Source organism: Aromatoleum buckelii (genome assembly GCF_012910785.2).
In the GTDB taxonomy this organism is placed as follows: domain Bacteria; phylum Pseudomonadota; class Gammaproteobacteria; order Burkholderiales; family Rhodocyclaceae; genus Aromatoleum; species Aromatoleum buckelii.
Window position 1 is genome coordinate 604626 of sequence record NZ_WTVH02000009.1, and the last position, 17140, is coordinate 621765.

The window sequence follows — 17140 nt, forward strand, 5'->3', positions numbered from 1 at the left end:
AGGTACAACGTTGCGGCCATGCCGCTCGCAAGCAATCGGGATTCCCGGACGCAGCGATGCCGCGACCGTTCAGGTCTTCTTCTTCGATCGTCGGGCCTTTGCCGGTCGAGTCTTGCTGCTGCCCGGCGATCCGCGTGGAAGCGCTGCCGCGGCAGCGCTCTGGTCGGCGATGCGCTCGGCGCTCACGTTGTCCGCTCCCAACGCGAGCGCGTCGCGGCTCTCACGTAACACCGCATCGACGTCGGCCCTGCGCCCGCCGGAAGCGGCCAGCACTGCCGCCTTGCGCATCAGCGCGCGGCCGAGTTCGGCGTGGCGTGCAGCCGCGCCTTCGGCGCCTGCGTCCTGCGGTCGGGTCGGGTCGGCCGAGCATAGGGTAATGAGGCCGCGCAGGCGTGCGATCGCCCGGTCGATCAGCACGATCTCGCGGCGCGCTTCGCCGGTACGGACCTCGAGCTTCGCGAGCTGTTCGACGGCACGAATCGGCACGCGCCCGCTGCCGTCCTCGGCTTCGATCGCGCGGCAGTATGCGGCACGCGCCGGCTCGAATCCTTCGGCGCCGAGTTCGCCATATACCGCGCCGAGCGCCGCCTGTACTTCAGGAAGCGCCTGCCACGCGGCCGGCCCGCGTGCAAGCAAAGCACCGAGTTCGCATTCGAGCGTCGCGAGATCGCGAGGCGCGTGGCCGAGGGCGACGCGGACGCAGTCGAGCGCATTTACCAGCTCCACCGGAGACACCATCGCCGCCGTGCTCCATCCTTCCGTCTCCACTGCGGACGGCTCGAGCACATGCTCGGGGTCGCCGTACGCCTGGTAGGCGCCCCAGGTGTTGTACTGCGGAAAGCGCTCCCACGTGCTGCGACGCGCCGAGAACACTGCCGGACCGAACGGCTGGCAGCGACGCACGAAGCCGTCGAAGAAAGTCGTCGCGAAGACTTTCGCCGCCTCGTCGTTGACCTGCCAGCCGGCGACGACGACGCAGCGCGCGCCGATCTCGATCAGCTCGCGCGCGAGGCTGTACGCGAGCCGGTTCGCGGTTTCGCGTTGCACAGTCATCGCACCGAGGTGACAGCAATTGAGGAACACGAGCTCCGGCACGGTTTCCATCTGGCCGACTTCGGCTGCCGTGAGCAGCAGCCCGTCGGACAGCACGACGCCGCTGCGCGCATGCCCGTCGCGTGCGACCACGCGGAACACGCCGTGCGCGGCGATCACGAGGATGCGCCACGGCTGATGGAAAAGGCGAGCGAACACGTCGAGCGCTTCAAGTCCTTCGCCGTAAGTGACTTCGTAGCCGCACTCGGCGAGCAGATCGCGGATCGCCGCCCCTTCGGCCGCCGCCCCGGGGAGGTCCGGGAGGTGATCGGCGCGCGGCGGCGCAGCGGCGACCGGTTCGCCGAAAGCGGCGTGGTAACCGCGCGTCGAGGGATTCGCGATGACGCACGCGACCTTGCGCGTCAGGATCATCGGGTTGCGGCGGTAACGCGGCGAGGCGAACTTGCGCACGATCGCCGTCTTTAGCGCGAGCGGCTGGTCCTCCGCCTGCAGCATCTCCCACGGCAGGTTAGCGGTGTAGCGGTCGACGACGAGCACGAGTTTTTCAGCGTCGCGCACCGTGGCCTTGAATTCGAGCGGCATCATCAGCTGGAACAGCGTTCGCGACAGGTCCGCGCTGTATTCGTCGCGGCCAATCGCGTTCTTCACCAGGGCCTCGATCAGGCCGGGCTGGCGTTGCTGCACGACGGTTTCGGCGCGGGCGCGCTCGGACAGGAACACGTAGTTGAGCCGCGACGTGACCGGCCGGGCAGGCGGATGCGGCGCCTCGCCCGGAAGGGCTGGCAATTGCCCGATGTCGTCTTCGCCGTCGAACGCAGATTCGTCGCTGCGATCCGCGTCGGTGACCATCAGCCGCGGCCAGTAGCCGAAGCGCGCGAACACCGCGAGGCGCGGGCGCGCGCCTTCACCCTCGCGCAGTTCTTCGGCCGGCGCGACGCGGGCGTCGAGCCGGCGCAGATCGGCGGCGATGCGTTCGGGCAGTTCGCGTACCGCGCGCGCCGCACTGATCGCAGTGTCGAGGAACAGTTCGATCAGCTCGAGGTGGGTGACACGCAGCCGGGTGCCCGGCATCGCGTCGGCGAACTGGCGGTTCGCCGCGATCACGCCGCGCACGATCATTGCAATCGAGTCCTCGATGCCGATATGCGCGGTCGAGTTGTAACCGATCAGCAGGCTCGCGAGCGTCAACCCGCTACCGGCGTCGTCAACGGGCGCTGCGTCGCCATCCTGAGGGTCCAGCGAGTGCAGCAAGAAAAGCAGCACGCCGGCGCGCACCGTCTCGGCGATGTCCAGCGTCGTCACTTCGCCGAAGCGCCCGAGGCCGACGATCACGGCGCCGCGCGCGGTGCCGCGCAACCGGTCTGCGGCGTTGGGGGCCTGCAGCACGACTGCGCTCGAGCCGACTTCACCGGCGTACACGCCGAGTCGTTCGCGCTGGCGCAACGCCCCGTCGACGAGGTAACGGTCGATGCTGGCCTCGGCCCCGGCGATCGTGTCGCCGATGTAGTGGCCGCAGATGACCGGGTCGCGGGCGAAGCGCAGGTCCATCGCCGCCACCGAAACACGCAGCGACTGCAGGTTCGCCGCCGGCAGGCGAGGTTTCGGCTTGCCGCCGAGGATGCTGCGCGCGAGTTCCTCCTCGGTCGGCAGCACCGGCGGAGGAGCGTCGTACGTCACCGTCGCCGCGGCCGCGCCGCGCAACACCGGCAGGCGGCCGAGGCGGCTTGTCGTGCCGGCGTGCAGCAGCTCGACGATGGCCGGAAAGTGCTCCGCGGTGCCGGTCAGGCTGCCGTGATCGGCCGGCATGAGCCAGCATTGCCCGTCCGGCAGGCCGGCGAGCCGCCCCGACGCCCAGCTCACCGAGCCGTCGCCCTCCGGGGTGCCGACCATCTTCAGCCGGCCGCCGTCGAGCACGAGTCCGCACGGCGTGTTGTCGGCCTTGCCGAACACGTAGACGACGCGCTCGACTGGCTGCGGTGCCGTGCCCGTCGCGAGCGTGACCTGCCACAGCTCGCGGGCCTGCGCCACCGTGTCGGCATCCGGTCGAGCGGCGACGTGGTTGCCGAACCAGCGGTCTTGGTTCTGCTCGGCGAGCGCCGGCCACACCGCGGCGTCGAGATAGTCGGCGTGCAGGGCTGCGCCGTTGTCAACGAAGCCCGGCCGCGGCAGGAGCTGCAACGCGCCGGGGAAGCCGGCGACGATGTCGAGCACGTGCTGCATGTCGTGGCGCAGGTCGAGCCGCGCGAGCTTGCGCACCAGGTCGGACTTGCCGAGCAGGGCCTCGACCATCAGGTGCGAGCCGTTGTTCGGCGTCCCGAGCATCACCAGCCGGCCACCGGGCCGGTGCACGAGCTGCGCCCACAGCTGCGGGTGCTTCGCGATCATCGTGCGGGTGACGAGGCCGCCGAGGCTGTGCGCGAGCAGGCGCACCGGCTGGTTCGGGTGCTCGGCGAGGGCCTGCTTCAGCACCGCCGCGAGATGGTCGGCCGAGGCGCCGTCGGCCTGCAGCGCCTGCCGCCAGTCGTACGGGCAGCGGATCACGAAGTGGCTGTCGGAGAGGTAGTCGGCGAGAGCCCCGTAGAACATGTCGAACAGCGCTTCCTCGCGCACGTCCGGCCGGTCGAAACGGATTTTTGCGAGCCCGCCGCTCGCAAGATCGAGAAAGTCGAACCACACCCGGTCGCCTTCGCCGGGCCGCCGGTCCGGGTCGCGGACCTCGAGGTGCGAACCCATGATCCCCGGCAGCAGGATCACGACGGGCCGGCTGTCACGGAGCGGCGCGGCGCGCCTCGCTGCACGCGTGCGGACGCTCGCGGCATCGGGCTCATGACGTCGGACGAGGGGCGCGAAAGCGGTGAGCGTCGCGGGCTCGTCGGCGGTCAGCCAGTCGCGCAGCGCGCTTCGCGTGCGTCGATTCGAGAAATAGCTGAAGTGATGCACCGATGCCCCTTGGTCGAACAGGTAGCGGGCGTCGTTGCGCGCGGCCAGCCCCGCGTACATCGACTCGGTATCGATGACGAGATCGTTGTCGACGCGGTCGAAGAACATCCAGTCGGTGAACAGCACGCCGATCCGCTTGAGCACGCTGCCGCCTTCGATGTCGCCGCTGATGATCGACATCGCGATGCCCTGCTTGCGCTGGGCGTCCGCGAGGAGCCGCGCCATCGGCGCGTCGGTCAGCATCGCCTCGATGCCCGGCAGAAAGCGCGGGTCGATGCGCTTTGCGGCGACCTCCAGCACGACGCGCGTGAAAGCCGACAGCGCCGCGCTGCCGGCCGGGCCGGTCGCCGCGCCGACGAGCTTCGTCGTCAGGCTCAGCAGGCCGGACAGGAACACGTCGAGGTTGTCCGTCAGCAGCGACGTGCCCCGCGCCGGACATGCGACGCGGACGTAACGTTCGATGCGGAAGTTCTTGTCGGCGAGTTCCTGGCGCAACGCGCGCAGCGAATCCTGTTCGCGCGCCGCGACCAGTTCGCGCAGGCGCTTTTGCTGCGCCGTCTCGCTTGTGTTCGGCGGCCGATCGCGACGATAAGTGGCGATCGCGGCATCGGTGAGGCCGGCAAGGCAAAGCAAGTCGCCGACGAGGCCGCCGCGCGAGTGCGTGACGAGCGACAGCCGGGCGCCTGCGGGCAATGCCCGCGCGAGCGCGAGCGCGTTGTCGATAGGACTTTCGGAAAACGTCCGGTGCTCGAAGCCGAACACCCGGCCGCCGAAGCGCTGCGCCAGCGCCTCCCAGTCGCCGGCGGCGCTGCCGCTGCGCAAATCGCCGAAGCTGGCGAAGGTGTGCGAGCCGGCGCCGTGGATGAACAGCAGGATTGGCGCGTCCGCGCCGTTCGCGAGCCGTGCGTCGCCAGGCTCGCAGCGGTCGGAAGCGGCGGGCGGGGCCTCATTGCGCCAGTGGTAGATTCCCGGTTCGCCAGGCAGACGGCTTTCGATCGCCCACATCAGCGCTTTCGCGCCGAGCCACGATGCACCGGCCGGGGCGAGATCGGGCGCCGCTTCGCCGAGCCAGTCGCGCAGCCATTCGCCGGCCTTCGCGAGCGCATCCGCAGTGATCGCGTCGCTGCGCAGCGACAACACTGACACTCCCGACCAAATCCAGCCAGCCACGCCGCGCGCCGCCGCGTCCGGGTCGTGCAGCGCAGCGAGATCGAGCGAACCGTCCGCGCGCAACGCTGCAGGACGCACTCGGGCGAGATCGTCGCGCAGCTTGTCGGCGCGGATGATGACCGTCGTGCCGTCTCCCGCTTCGAGCGCGAACAGGCGGTCGTCGACGACTGAGACCGCGCTTTCCGGTCCGCCCGCGCGGCCCGGTGCGACGAGACTGAACGCGGCTTCGACCGTGACGATACGATCGAGAAACAGGTCCGGAGCGCTTGGCGCAGCCCGGCTTCCGGCGGTCAGCGCAGGCGGCAGCGCGTCGGCAGCAACGTTTGCGGGAAGCGCCTCGCCCGGCAGGTGGACGAGGATTTCGCCCGGTTTCAATGTGTTCGGCATCGGGCCTCCGTCGGAAGTGCGCTCCACCCGCGCGGGCGGGCTGCGATTCGGGCGAAGGTCGCGAGGGGCGTAGAGTCCCGCCGGACGTATCGCACCCCCGCGGTTCGTCGCCGCTGTCGTCGCGCACCCGGACGCGGCGGTCGGGGGCTTATTCTTTTTGACTATTCCTGTTTAGAAGCCGGCTTCGCATTTGTCAATCGGCCAGGGCCGGCGCCTTTCGCTGCGCCCTCCGCGATGGCGAACCGAATGCATGCGCGAACTGCCGTTGTCGCCGACTGGCGACAAAGCCGTCGGAGCTGAAAACATTTGTCATGGCTGGGCACTTGTCCCCGCTGGCGCTGGCAACGGATGGGGGGCGCAGCCGCGCATGCGCCTCCCGCAGGTGCTGCCCGGCTGTTGTGGATCGGCGACGGATTCGCTGCCCGAGGACGCGCTGCCCGCGACGTCGCCTCAGCCAAAAGGCTTGCCCTTGCGGGTTTTCCCCGAGTGGCACCGAATTTGCTCATTCGCCAACGCCGGAGTTTCACCGGTTGCCGACTCGAATCAGACACCCTCAGGAGACCATCATGAAACGCAAACTCACTCTCACGGCCTTGATCATCGCGGCAGCTGTGCCGCTGACGGCGGCAGCCCAGGGCAGCGGCTACGGCAGTGGCCAGGGCACGTCCCCCAGCCGGACGACGCCTTCCGCCACCACGCCTGCGACCCCGGCGACACCGGCGACTCCGGCTTCGCCGGGCGAACGGATGGGTAGCGATACCGCGAAGGACGCAGACGCGACGATGTTCATGGAACTGGACCGTGACAGGGACGGTCAGGTGACCAAGGCCGAGGCACAGCGCTCGGCCGATCTGACGGCGCGCTTCGACCAGCTCGACACCGACCAGGATGGCAAGCTGTCGATGAACGAGTGGAACGCCGGCAACAAGAAGACGCCGTGACGAAATGCCCTTCACGGGACGACGGACGTAGCTGTCATGTCGTCCTCCGCTCGAAGGCTCCCGGCGTGCCGGATCGACATCCGGTGCTTCGGGAGGCATGCCAAGGAGTTCATGATGCCGATGTTCGCGCGTTCGCTGCTTGCTGTTCTGCTGTTGCTTGCGTCGCTGCTGGTCGCCGCGCAGCAAAAGGCGCCGGATGCTCTGGTCAAGGACGTCACTGAAGAGGTGTTGACGATCCTCAGCGAGGACAAGCAGATACGCTCTGGAGACAGCACGCGCGCCGCCGAGTTGATCGAGACTCGCATCGCGCCACACTTCGATTTTCCGCGCATGACTGCGCTCGCCGTCGGGCGCCACTGGGCGCAGGCGAACGAGGAGCAGCGTAGGCAGCTTACTGAGGAATTCCGCACGCTGCTGGTGCGCACTTATGCGAACGCGCTGACCGAGTACCGCGACGAGACGGTCACTTTCAAGCCCATGCGCAAAGGGCCGGACGCGAAGGAAGTGTTGGTGCAGAGCCAGATCAACAAGCCCGGGGGGCAGCCGATCGATCTCGACTATCGGCTCGTCGACAAGGGAGGCGAGTGGAAAGTAATCGACGTAACTGTCGCCGGAGTCAGTCTCGTCACGAATTACCGCAGCGGCTTCAACAACGAGGTCAGTAGCGGCGGTATCGAAGGGTTGCTGAAGTCGCTGCAGGAGAAGAACCGCAACCCGCAGGCACCTTCCCCTACCGCCGGCCGGAAGAGCTGATCCACGGTGCCGACGGGTGACGGCCGAAGTTCGCTACCGAGCAGGAGACCGTCGCCCGGGTTTTTCACCCTCAGTCATCCACCTGTTGGCGGAGCGTTACAGCCCCCCGAGACGCTTCGCGTTGGCTGTCGCCTTGGCATGGATCGGGCGGAGTCCGCGATGCGCGAGCGTCACGCCCGAGCCGGCGAGCTTCGACATGCTCTGCGCCGATTCCGAAACCAGATTGAAGAGATCGGCCTGTCGTTCGACCGACTGGCCCAGCGTCTGGCTGCCAGCCAGCGACAGCATTGCAGTGGCGCCCTCGATCATGCGGGCGGACGTCTGTTCCCACAGCCGCTGGTTGAGTTTCATCAGGTGCATCGTCATCGCTTGCGCCGATTCGGTGGCCGCCTCGAATTTTTCCTGCCCCATCAGCGCGAATTCCTCCTGGTCACTCGCACTGGGCGCAAAACCCGCGCCGGCCATCCGCGTCGTGCGGTGAGCGATCACCTGGGTGGATGCCATCATCATCTCGATCGTCCTGACGGCGAGGTTGGTCCATTGGAGCATCGGATCGGCGGACAGGCCACGGGGTCGAGCTTGAGTCATGGTGATGTTTTCTTCCATTCAATGAGACGGAGTTGCGGGAACACAGCCCCGCGAGCGTGGTGAAGGTCGAGAGTAACAAGAAACGGGGGCGGAACGTGTTACGACGCGTGCCCGTCGAGTTTTCGACGCGACACGAAGTCGTCGCGCAGCTTGAGCAAAGACTAGGATGCGGGGTTGAGCACGGTTGCGGAAGGCGTGGCGAGCGGCTCCAGCTTTCGCAACCACCACGCCGCTCCCAGCGCAATCGACATCGCCAGCGCGAGCGCCGCGACGACACCCGGCCAAGCCGCGCGCTCCCACGCCAGCCCCGAGAGCGTGCCGAGCAGGCTTGCCCCGAGATAGTAGCTGCACAGGTACAGGGCCGCTGCGAGGGCGCGGCGGTCGTGGGCGCGCCGGCCGACCCACCCGCTTGCCGCCGTATGCGCGCCGAAATAGCCGAACGTGAACACCGCGACGCCGGCAATGACCGCGGGCAGGGCCCCCGACAGCGTCAGCGCGAGGCCACAGCCGCTGGCGAGAATCATCGCCCATAGCACCGTGCGCCGGCCGACCCGGTCGACGAGCCGGCCGGTCCATGCCGACGAGGCGGTGCCGACGAGGTAGAGCATGAACACGCCGCCGATCGCGCTCTGGCCGAGGGAGAACGGTGCGAGCTGAAGGCGGAAGCCGAGGTAGTTATAGAGGCTCGTGAACGCGCCCATCATCAGGAACGCGATCGCGAAGAGGCTGCGCATGCCTCGGTCGCCGAGCAGCGCCGCGACGTCGGCGAGCACGTTGCCGAGCCCGGCGGCGCGCGGCGCAAAATGGCGCGAGCGCGGCAGCGCGTACCAGAACAGCGCGGCGGAGATGACACCGATGAAGCCGAGGGCCCCCAGGGCGAGCCGCCAGGAACTCCAGTCCGTCAGCACGGCGACGAGAAAACGCCCGCTCATGCCACCGAGCGCATTGCCGGCGATATAGAGGCCCATCGCACGACCTTGCGCGCCCGGAGCGACCTCTTCGCCGAGATAGGCCATCGCCGCCGCCGGCAGGCCGGCGAGCACTGCGCCGAGCAGCACGCGCAGCACCAGCAGTTGCGTGAAATCCGCAGCGAACGCAGCCGCGAGCGCGACGATCGCGCCGAGCACCAGCGCTGCCTTCATCACCCGCTCGCGCCCGTAACGGTCCGACAGCACGCTCGCCGGGATCAGCATCGCCGCGAGCGCGGCCGTTCCCGCAGCGACGGACAGGCTGGCAGTGGTCGGCGCGACTGCGAAATCGGTGGCCAGGCGCGGCAGGATCGGCTGAGTCGCGTAGAGCATCGCGAACGTCGCAAAGCCGCCGACGAACATCGCGAGGTTCGCTTTGCGGAACGCGCTGCTGCCCGCTTCGATGCGCTCGTCCTCGCCGATCGCGTCGGCAGTGTCGCAACGGCTGGGCATGGTCGTCTCCTCGGGCAAATGCGCTGTTCCTCGAGACGAATGCTAGGCGGTCGTGATGCAACGAGTCCAATATATTGTTCTGGCCTTATCGATATAAAAAACAGATCATGGAATTGCGCCATCTTCGTTATTTCGTCACCGTCGCCGAAGAGCTCAACTTCACGCGCGCGGCTGCGCGGCTGCATATCGGGCAGCCGCCGCTGTCGATGCAGATTCGCGATCTGGAAACGGAAATCGGCACGCCGCTGTTCGATCGCAGCCGGCGGCACGTCGCGCTCACCGAAGCGGGGCGGCGCTTTCTCGACCACGCGCGGGAAATCCTCGCCCAGTCGCGCGAAGCGGTCGAGGAGGCAAGGCGGGCCGGACGTGGCGAGGCCGGGGAACTGAAAGTCGGATTTGCGTCTTCGCTGCCGTATACGTCGACACTGGCCGACACGCTATACACCTATCGGCAGCGATATCCGAAAGTCGGTCTGCAGCTGCATGAGATGTTCACGGCGGAGCAGTTCGGTGCGATCCTGCACGGCGTTCTGGACGTCGGATTCGTGCGGCACGGCGGCCTCGAAGTGCCCGCCGGCATCCGGGCACGCGAAATCGGGCGTGACCCGTTGCGGCTCGTCGTCCATGCCGCGCATCCGCAGGCCGACCGGGGGGAAGTGTCGCTTGCGGAATTTCGCGACGACGGCTTCATCGCGTTTCCGCCCGATGTCGGTTCGGGCCTGCCGTTCGTCCTCGATCGCCTGTGCCGCAGCGCCGGGTTCGTGCCGCGCATCGTGCAGACGGCGCGCGAGGCGACGACGCAGATCGGACTGGTCGCCGCGGGTCTCGGCACCGCGCTGCTGCCGGCGCCGCTGGAGTGCGTGCGGCTGCCACGCGTGCGCTACCTGGCGATCCGCGACGAGGGAGCGCATTTTTCGCTCGCCATTGCCACGCGTGAAGGCGCCCCGAATCCGTTGCTGGCGGGATTCCTCGAGGTGCTGAAAGAGGTCGCCGGATAGGCGGTCAGGCCGTGCCGGCCTGCAGCACCCAGATCACTGCACTGATCGTGAAGAACGCACTGACCGTCGCGGCCATCAACGCCGCGGCGCACAGGTCTTCGCGGCCGTATTTCTGCGCCAGGATCGGATAGATGCTCAGCATCGGCATGCATGCGAACGTCACCGCGGCGATCTGCAGCGCGCGGTCGGCGGGCGGAACGAGCATGACTGCGGCGAACACTGCGAGCGGATGGAGCAGCAGCTTCCCGGCGACGATATACGCGATGTCGCCGCGCATACCCTTGATTTTCAACCCGACCAGCGTGCCGCCGATGACGAACAGCGCGATGCCGGCCGACGCCAGCGCGAGCAGGTCGATCGCCCGCAGCGCCGGCCCGGGCGGCCGCAGTTCGAGCATCGCGCACGCGAACCCGGCAGCGATCGCGAGGATCAGCGGATTGCGCCCGAGGCGCAGAAACGTGTTCGACAAGACCTCGAGAGCGCTTTCACCGTTGCCGTCGCCGCTCTCCGCGAGCGCCAGCGCGAGAGGCAGGATCAGCAGATTCTCGACGAGAAAGCACAGCGCGAGCGCGATCGCCGCGGGCGGCCCGAGCAACTGCAGAACGATCGGATAGCCGATGAAGGCGCTGTTCGACAGCGACATCCCCATCCCGTGCACGGCGCTCAGCTGCAGGCTCTTGTGACGAAAAAAGCGCGTGGCCGCAACGCCGATCGCAAAGGTCGCGAGCGAGCCCAGCGCGTAGGCCAGCAGGTAACGGGTGTCGAGGATTTCCGCGAACGGCCGTTCGGTCAGCGCCTTGAACAGCATTGCCGGCAGGGCGATGTTGATCGCGAATTTGCCGAGGATGCGCGTGTCGGACTTCGCGAAAAACCCCCAGCGCACGGCGGCGAACCCGAGGGCGATGACGATGAAGACCGGGCCGGTGATCGTGAATACTTGCAGCATGAATGAAATCCAGGCGCAGGCCGTATCCGGAACGGATTGCCAGGCGAGCGGGCGAGGATAACACCGGACTGCAGAGTCTCAGGGCGCGGCGCAGCAGGGACGCGGGAGTGCTGCGGCGAGCGGGATGAGCGGAGAGAAGGGGAGAGCGAGGGAAAAAACAGAGGCAGATAAACACCGCGCTGCAAGGTCCATTCCCTGCAGCGGGCGTTCACCTGCCGGGATCGTTACGCCGCGCGACGGCGGTCGGGGAAGTCGATCACGCGAGCCTGGGTGCGACGCTCGAATACCACCGGTGTGGCCGCGTCGTTCTGCGCGCCGGTCGCACCGAAGCCAGCCAGCAACCCCATTTCGGTCTGCACAGCGGCGGTCATTTCGAACCACGAGCGGATGAGTTCGGTGATTCGCTGCGCGTTTTCCGCGTCGAGCGGGCGCAATGCCTGATCGTTCCCCTCGTGGTCCGACGCCGGAGCGCGGGAACGAGACACCTCGGCGATCGCGACGTTCGCAGCCTCGCTCTGCATCTGCACCGTCCGCTCCCGCAGCGAATCGAGCAGCGTCGTCATCCTGGTGATCGTCCGCATCGTTGGTGCGCACGGCGTGCCGTCCACCTGCCGGAACGTCGCCGCCCCGGCGCTCGCCGTTGCATTCGTCAGCGGGCTCGCTTCCGCGCTGTTGTCCGCATTTGCGGCCTGCCAGGCGAGCACCGCGTTCAACTGGCGTTCCCACGCGAGCCCCCAGGTTTCCGGCAGATCGAGCGGTGGAACGAATTCGCACTCCATGTTTTCGGTCCGAAGCTGTTCTGTCGGGAAATTCTTCATGTCTGGTCTCCTCATCTTGCGTCGATTCGGGTATCGGTGCACCACCGGCTGCGCCTCGACCCGCTAATACTGATTAATAGTCGTCAAAGAGCGACTGGCCAAGGAGATTATGAGCAGGATCGGGGAGGTTGCCGATACCGCACCCGGTGTAGCTGGCATCGTGGGAAAACGGGTACCTTGCTGTCCCGAAGCGCGGCTATTAACCCGATCAAATACAACCGTTCGCCCTGAGTTTGTCGAAGGGCACTGCCAGGGCTTCGACAGGCCCTCCCGAGCAAGGCCGAAGGGCTCAGTCCGAACGGTATTTAGGTGCCGGGTTAATAGGCGAGCTGCGCCGGCGATGCTAGCATTCGCGCATTTGATGCGTATCGACGATATCCGGCAGCGCCTGCGTGGGAGCGGCGCCAAACCCTGCCACGAAGAGCGCGTGTTGCGCGCCTGGACGCAGGCACTCCCGCTCGACGGCGGCCGATGCCGGTCCGAGGATTTTTTCCCTGCGCCGCTGCGCGCCGGACTGCCCGCACTGGCCGTGGAACTCGCCGCGCTTGCGCAAGTGCGCTCTGAACATCCGGGCGAGGATGGCGCGCGCCTGCTGGTCGAACTGGCCGACGGCCAGACCGTCGAGAGCGTGCTGTTGCCGCGCGACGGCCTGTGCGTGTCGACGCAGGTCGGCTGTGCCGTCGGGTGCGCTTTCTGCATGACTGGCCGCGACGGCCTGCTGCGCCAGCTCGGCAGCGCCGAGATCGTCGCACAGGTGGTGCTCGCCCGTTCGCGCAGGGTCGTCCGCAAAGTCGTGTTCATGGGCATGGGCGAGCCCGCCCACAATCTCGACAACGTGCTCGAGGCGATCGCGCTGCTCGGCACCGAAGGCGGGATCGGACACAAGAACCTGGTTTTCTCGACCGTCGGCGACCGGCGCGTGTTCGAGCGGCTGCCGCAGGGGAAGGTCAAGCCGGCGCTCGCGCTGTCGCTGCATACGACCCGCGCCGCGTTGCGGGCGAAGCTCATGCCACGCGCGCCGCGCATCGATCCGGCCGAACTCGTCGAGCTAGGCGAAACCTACGCCCGCGCGACCGGATATCCGATCCAGTATCAATGGACATTGCTTGCAGGGGTCAACGACGACGACGAGGAGCTCGACGGCATCGTCCGGCTCCTCACCGGCAAGTACGCGGTGATGAACTTCATCCCGTACAACAGCGTCGCCGGCACGGGTTTCGCCCGTCCTTCGTGGGAGCATGCGGCGGCAATGGCGCGCCATCTGCACCGGCGCGGAATCCTGACGAAGCTGCGCCATTCGGCGGGGCAGGATGTGGACGGCGGCTGCGGCCAGTTGCGCGCCCGGGCGATCGCCCCGGGTGAGATCGGGCAGCTGGCAGAAGCCACCGCCGATGGGGTGGTCCTTGCGCGCTGCGGGCAGGCCTGATCCGAACGTAGCGCTGCGATGCGCGGCCCTCAGGCGTCGAGGGCGTCGATGAGGGCGAAAAGGCGACGGTAGAAATCGGGGTCGGCGACCGTTTCCTCGCCGACTTTCACCAGCGCTTCCTTGTGTGCAGTCCACGGCAGCGAAATCGAGCCGACGCCGGCGACGCTGACCCCGGTGCTGTTCGAACTCGACTTCAGCTCGTAACGCGTCTGCAGCGCGTTGGCGTACAGGACCGTTCCGACGTTGCTGGGCAGGCACACCAGCGTGATGTGGAGCGTTATCCCGTGGTCCGCCTTCGGCTGGAAGAATTTCTCGCCGCGGATGCTCGTCGGATTGGCGCTGTCGATGCGGTAACCCTGGCTCAGCAGCGCGCGTTTGCCCACTTCGCACGCGACAGGCGGTTCCTGCGTGCTCCAATTGACGAACGGGGACTCGGGTTCGAAAGTCTCGGTACGGTAGACGGGCTGGGGAGACGAGCAGCCGGCCAGGAGCAGTCCGATGACAGCGATGACCGGGAGAAGACGCGTGCGCGGGAGCATGAGGGGAAGTCCGGAGAGCAATAGCCGATTCATTGGTGCCAATGTTAGAACATCCGCGGTCGTTCGGTGGGGTCACTTGTCCGAGGCCTGAAAAAACAGCGCGGCCCGTGCCCCGGTTTCGCCCCGCTGGCAACGCCGGCATCCAGAGGCTACGATCAACTATCAGCCGATCCGCCGGGGAGAAGCCCGTGAAAAGCGTCGCCGCCATTCTGAAGGAGAAGCGCGATCCGAGCGTCTATACGATCGGGCCCGACGCGTCAGTGTTCGAGGCGCTCGAGCGGATGGCGGAACACAACGTCGGCGCGCTTCTCGTGATGGAACGCGAGCGGCTCGTCGGCATCGTCAGCGAACGCGACTACGCGCGCAAAGTCATCCTGCTCGCGCGCTCATCGAGGGACCTGCCGGTGCGCGCGATCATGTCGTCGCCGGTGAGGTATGTGAGCCTGCACCAGACCAGCGAGGAATGCATGGCGCTGATGACCGAGAAGCGGCTTCGCCATCTTCCCGTCGTCGACTCCGGCAAGGTCGTCGGCATCGTGTCGATCGGCGACCTGGTGAAAAGCATCGTCGCGGAGCAGCGGTTCATCATCGAGCAGCTCGAACACTACATCGCCGGCGACCGCGGAGTCTGAGCGCGGGGTGAAGCCCCCCTCAGCGGCCCCTCGCCCCGCGGCCGCCGGATTTCCTCACGCCTCGATGAACCCGCAGGACGCGTCAGTGCGCCCTGCGCGCACGCGGAGGTTTGGCCGCGGCAGCTTGCGGCGGCGGCGCCACCGAAGGCAAATAATCCTCGATCAGGTCCCGCAAAGTCGTGCTGAGCGGCATTGCGCCGGTCGTCTCCCGCAGCGCCGCAGCGGCGTCCCGCTGCCACGTCGACAAGGCTTCCTGCACCGCCGTAACGAAAGCGCTCTGGCTGCCGATCATCGTTTCGGCGAGGTGCTGCACGGCATTGACCTGGTGCTGCGCGGCTTTCCATGGCGTTTCGCCCGCCGCGAGCGTCACTGCCGTCCAGTCGCCGGCAGCGAGCATGCGACCGACGGCGGTTTCCAATTCGGCGCTGCAAGTGTCGATCGAATGAGTGCTCGCGTCGATCCAGCGCAGGCTGTTTTCCCGCAGCAGCGCGCACAGGCGCAAGTACAGTTCGAGATTCGTCTTGTACAGCGCCAGCGACGCACGCGTGTCGAAATGCATGGCGACCTCCTTTTCGGGAAGTGACGAACGGGATGGCGGTGGAGGCCGGCAAGTGCCTATTTTTCCCGCACGTACTGGCCGGGGGCATCATCGAGGACGGGATAGCCGGACTGCGGTGCACCGAGCGTCGGCGACGCGACCGGAGCGGTCGAGCGCGCCTTCAGCCAGGCAATCCACTCCGGCCACCACGACCCTTCGTGTCGGGGCGCGATTTCAAGCCAGTGGTCGGGTGAGACATAGTTGCCCCCGACACGCCGCTCGAGGATCTGGAAGTGCCGTCGTGCGCGTCCGGGCTCGCTGATGATGCCCGCATTGTGACCGCCGCTGGTGAGCACGAAGGTGATTTCCGCCGGGGTCAGGTAATGCAGCTTGTGGACCGACCGCCACGGCGCGACGTGGTCCGTGACCGTGCCGACACAGAAAATCGGCGTATCGATGTCGCTCAGCGCAACGGGTTTGCCGCCGACCGGGTAACGTCCTTCGCTCAGGTCGTCGTTGAGAAACAGCAGCCGCAGGTACTGCGTGTGCATGCGCGCGGGCATGCGCGTCGCGTCGGCGTTCCACGCCATCAGGTCGTTCATCGGCGCGCGCTCGCCCATCAGGTATTCGCCGACCATGCGCGACCACAGCAGGTCGTACGAGCGCAGCAACTGGAACGCGCCGGCCATTTGCCCGGCGGTGAGGTAGCCGGTCTCGGCCATCTGGGCTTCGAGCAGGCTGACTTCGCTTTCGTCGATGAAAAGCGCCAACTCGCCCGGCTCGGTGAAATCCGTCTGCGCCGCGAACAGCGTCATCGACGCGAGCCGCTCGTCGCCGTCGCGCGCCATCGCTGCATTGGCGATCGACAGCAGCGTGCCGCCGAGACAGTAGCCGGCGGCATGCACCTTACGGTCGGGGACGATCGCGTTGACCGCTGCGAGTGCCGCATGGAAGCCGGACTGCACATAGTCTTCCATGTCGAGGTCGGATTCTTCCGCGCCCGGGTTCTTCCAGGAGATGCAGAACACCGTGTGTCCCTGGTCGACGAGGTACTTCACGAGCGAATTGTGCGGGGACAGATCGAGGATGTAGTACTTCATGATCCACGCCGGAACGATCAGGACCGGTTCGGGATGGACTTTTTCGGTCGTCGGCGAGTACTGGATCAGCTCGATCAGGCGGTTCTTCAGCACCACTTTGCCCGGCGTCACGGCGACATCGCGGCCGACGACGAAATCTTCGGCGCCGGCTGGAGGGTGTCCGGTCGCGACGCGCTCGAGATCGTCCAGCGCATTCACCAGCCCCCGCCACAGGTTCGTTCCTCCCTGCTCGGTGGTGCGTTTCAGCACGAGGGGATTCGTCGCGAGGTAATTGCCCGGTGAAAAGACGTCGAGCCACTGCCGTGCGGTGAACGAGACGACGTTCTCGTGATGCCGGGAGACGCCGGGAACGCCGCGCGTCGCCGCCTGCCACCATTCGTCGGCGAGCAGGAAGGACTGGTGCATCAGGTTGAACGGCCAGTGGTGCCATTCGTCGGCGACGAAGCGCCGGTCGCGCGCCGGAGGCTCGATGCATTCATGGGCCGGCGAGCCCGGCAGCGCACGTGCGAGTTCGCGGATGTAGCGCACCAGGCGGCGGTTCTGTTCGAGCCCGAGGTTGACGAGCTCCAGCCGTTTGCCCGGCGAGCCGGCAAGGTGTCCGGCCCAGTCGATCGTCGCGAGCAGCAGGGACATCGGGGAAACCGACGACGTCGCCCGTGCCAGCGCGGCATGAACCTTGATGTCGAGAGGATTGCGGGTGCGGGAAGGGGGTTCCGGAATTGTCGGAGGCGTCGCGGGCGAGGGATTGCGCATGTTCATGTTCGTCTGCTCCTGCAGGGCAACAGCGGGGCGATTATCCGTCGAGCGGGGCTCGCGCATAGTGTGGGGCATTCTTTTATGCTGTGTTAGAGTTTTTGCTGCCCGGCATGGGGTGGACGGAACGTCCACTC

At 67.1% G+C, this 17140-nt stretch carries 13 protein-coding genes; 5 read left to right on the forward strand and 8 right to left on the reverse strand.

The genetic code is table 11. The features are described from left to right. Positions 1-69: 69 nt before the first annotated feature. The gene (locus GO608_RS09010; protein WP_169199454.1) at positions 70-5550 is read right to left on the reverse strand and encodes an alpha/beta fold hydrolase; all 5481 of its coding nucleotides are present in this window, start codon (positions 5548-5550) and stop codon (positions 70-72) included. Positions 5551-6116: 566 nt separating this feature from the next. Between GO608_RS09010 and GO608_RS09015 the strand changes: the two genes are divergently transcribed. Both GO608_RS09015 and GO608_RS09020 read left to right on the forward strand, forming a co-directional pair. After that, positions 6117-6491, forward strand: coding sequence for an EF-hand domain-containing protein (locus tag GO608_RS09015; protein WP_169199453.1), 375 nt, complete (start codon positions 6117-6119; stop codon positions 6489-6491). 114 nt (positions 6492-6605) lie between these two features. Beyond that, the gene (locus GO608_RS09020; protein WP_169199481.1) at positions 6606-7244 is read left to right on the forward strand and encodes an MlaC/ttg2D family ABC transporter substrate-binding protein; all 639 of its coding nucleotides are present in this window, start codon (positions 6606-6608) and stop codon (positions 7242-7244) included. A gap of 96 nt (positions 7245-7340) precedes the next feature. On the opposite strand, the gene GO608_RS09025 is transcribed toward GO608_RS09020, so the two are convergent. Further along, positions 7341-7832 carry a polyhydroxyalkanoate granule-associated phasin gene (locus GO608_RS09025; protein ID WP_169199452.1) on the reverse strand — a complete coding sequence of 164 codons (492 nt, stop codon included), beginning with the start codon at positions 7830-7832 and terminating at the stop codon, positions 7341-7343. Between the two features lie 161 nt (positions 7833-7993). Next, positions 7994-9253 carry an MFS transporter gene (locus GO608_RS09030; RefSeq protein ID WP_247002966.1) on the reverse strand — a complete coding sequence of 420 codons (1260 nt, stop codon included), beginning with the start codon at positions 9251-9253 and terminating at the stop codon, positions 7994-7996. A 107-nt stretch (positions 9254-9360) separates the two neighbouring features. Between GO608_RS09030 and GO608_RS09035 the strand changes: the two genes are divergently transcribed. Next, positions 9361-10251 carry a LysR substrate-binding domain-containing protein gene (locus GO608_RS09035; RefSeq protein ID WP_169199451.1) on the forward strand — a complete coding sequence of 297 codons (891 nt, stop codon included), beginning with the start codon at positions 9361-9363 and terminating at the stop codon, positions 10249-10251. Positions 10252-10255: 4 nt separating this feature from the next. Here the strand turns inward: GO608_RS09035 and GO608_RS09040 are convergent, their stop codons facing one another. Beyond that, positions 10256-11197: an AEC family transporter gene (locus tag GO608_RS09040; protein WP_169199450.1), complete on the reverse strand. Its 942-nt coding sequence runs from the start codon at positions 11195-11197 to the stop codon at positions 10256-10258. Positions 11198-11421: 224 nt separating this feature from the next. After that, the gene (locus GO608_RS09045) at positions 11422-12015 is read right to left on the reverse strand and encodes a hypothetical protein (RefSeq protein WP_169199449.1); all 594 of its coding nucleotides are present in this window, start codon (positions 12013-12015) and stop codon (positions 11422-11424) included. Between the two features lie 361 nt (positions 12016-12376). On the opposite strand from GO608_RS09045, the gene GO608_RS09050 reads away from it, so the two are divergent. Continuing rightward, positions 12377-13441 (forward strand): RNA methyltransferase, encoded by a 1065-nt coding sequence (locus GO608_RS09050; RefSeq protein ID WP_169199448.1) that lies wholly within the window; start codon positions 12377-12379, stop codon positions 13439-13441. A gap of 29 nt (positions 13442-13470) precedes the next feature. On the opposite strand, the gene GO608_RS09055 is transcribed toward GO608_RS09050, so the two are convergent. Next, a complete protein-coding gene (locus GO608_RS09055) occupies positions 13471-13980 on the reverse strand; it encodes a DUF2242 domain-containing protein (protein WP_169199447.1) in 510 nt (169 codons plus the stop codon). Between the two features lie 188 nt (positions 13981-14168). Between GO608_RS09055 and GO608_RS09060 the strand changes: the two genes are divergently transcribed. Then, on the forward strand, positions 14169-14612 hold the full coding sequence (locus tag GO608_RS09060) for a CBS domain-containing protein (protein ID WP_169199446.1): 444 nt from the start codon (positions 14169-14171) through the stop codon (positions 14610-14612). Between the two features lie 82 nt (positions 14613-14694). Here GO608_RS09060 and GO608_RS09065 read toward each other — a convergent pair whose 3' ends face one another. Continuing rightward, complete coding sequence (locus GO608_RS09065; RefSeq protein ID WP_169199445.1) at positions 14695-15171, reverse strand: hypothetical protein; 477 nt, start codon at positions 15169-15171, stop codon at positions 14695-14697. 56 nt (positions 15172-15227) lie between these two features. Beyond that, a complete protein-coding gene (locus GO608_RS09070) occupies positions 15228-17003 on the reverse strand; it encodes a PHA/PHB synthase family protein (RefSeq protein ID WP_169199479.1) in 1776 nt (591 codons plus the stop codon). Between the last annotated feature and the right edge of the window lie 137 nt (positions 17004-17140).

Coding starts and splice junctions, on each gene's coding strand:
- GO608_RS09020 (WP_169199481.1), top strand. CDS start 6,606: ATGCCGATGTTCGCGCGTTCGCTGCTTGCTGTTCTGCTGTTGCTTGCG.
- GO608_RS09070 (WP_169199479.1), bottom strand. CDS start 17,003: ATGCGCAATCCCTCGCCCGCGACGCCTCCGACAATTCCGGAACCCCCT.
- GO608_RS09030 (WP_247002966.1), bottom strand. CDS start 9,253: ATGCCCAGCCGTTGCGACACTGCCGACGCGATCGGCGAGGACGAGCGC.
- GO608_RS09055 (WP_169199447.1), bottom strand. CDS start 13,980: ATGCTCCCGCGCACGCGTCTTCTCCCGGTCATCGCTGTCATCGGACTG.
- GO608_RS09025 (WP_169199452.1), bottom strand. CDS start 7,832: ATGACTCAAGCTCGACCCCGTGGCCTGTCCGCCGATCCGATGCTCCAA.
- GO608_RS09010 (WP_169199454.1), bottom strand. CDS start 5,550: ATGCCGAACACATTGAAACCGGGCGAAATCCTCGTCCACCTGCCGGGC.
- GO608_RS09015 (WP_169199453.1), top strand. CDS start 6,117: ATGAAACGCAAACTCACTCTCACGGCCTTGATCATCGCGGCAGCTGTG.
- GO608_RS09035 (WP_169199451.1), top strand. CDS start 9,361: ATGGAATTGCGCCATCTTCGTTATTTCGTCACCGTCGCCGAAGAGCTC.
- GO608_RS09045 (WP_169199449.1), bottom strand. CDS start 12,015: ATGAAGAATTTCCCGACAGAACAGCTTCGGACCGAAAACATGGAGTGC.
- GO608_RS09050 (WP_169199448.1), top strand. CDS start 12,377: ATGCGTATCGACGATATCCGGCAGCGCCTGCGTGGGAGCGGCGCCAAA.
- GO608_RS09040 (WP_169199450.1), bottom strand. CDS start 11,197: ATGCTGCAAGTATTCACGATCACCGGCCCGGTCTTCATCGTCATCGCC.
- GO608_RS09065 (WP_169199445.1), bottom strand. CDS start 15,171: ATGCATTTCGACACGCGTGCGTCGCTGGCGCTGTACAAGACGAATCTC.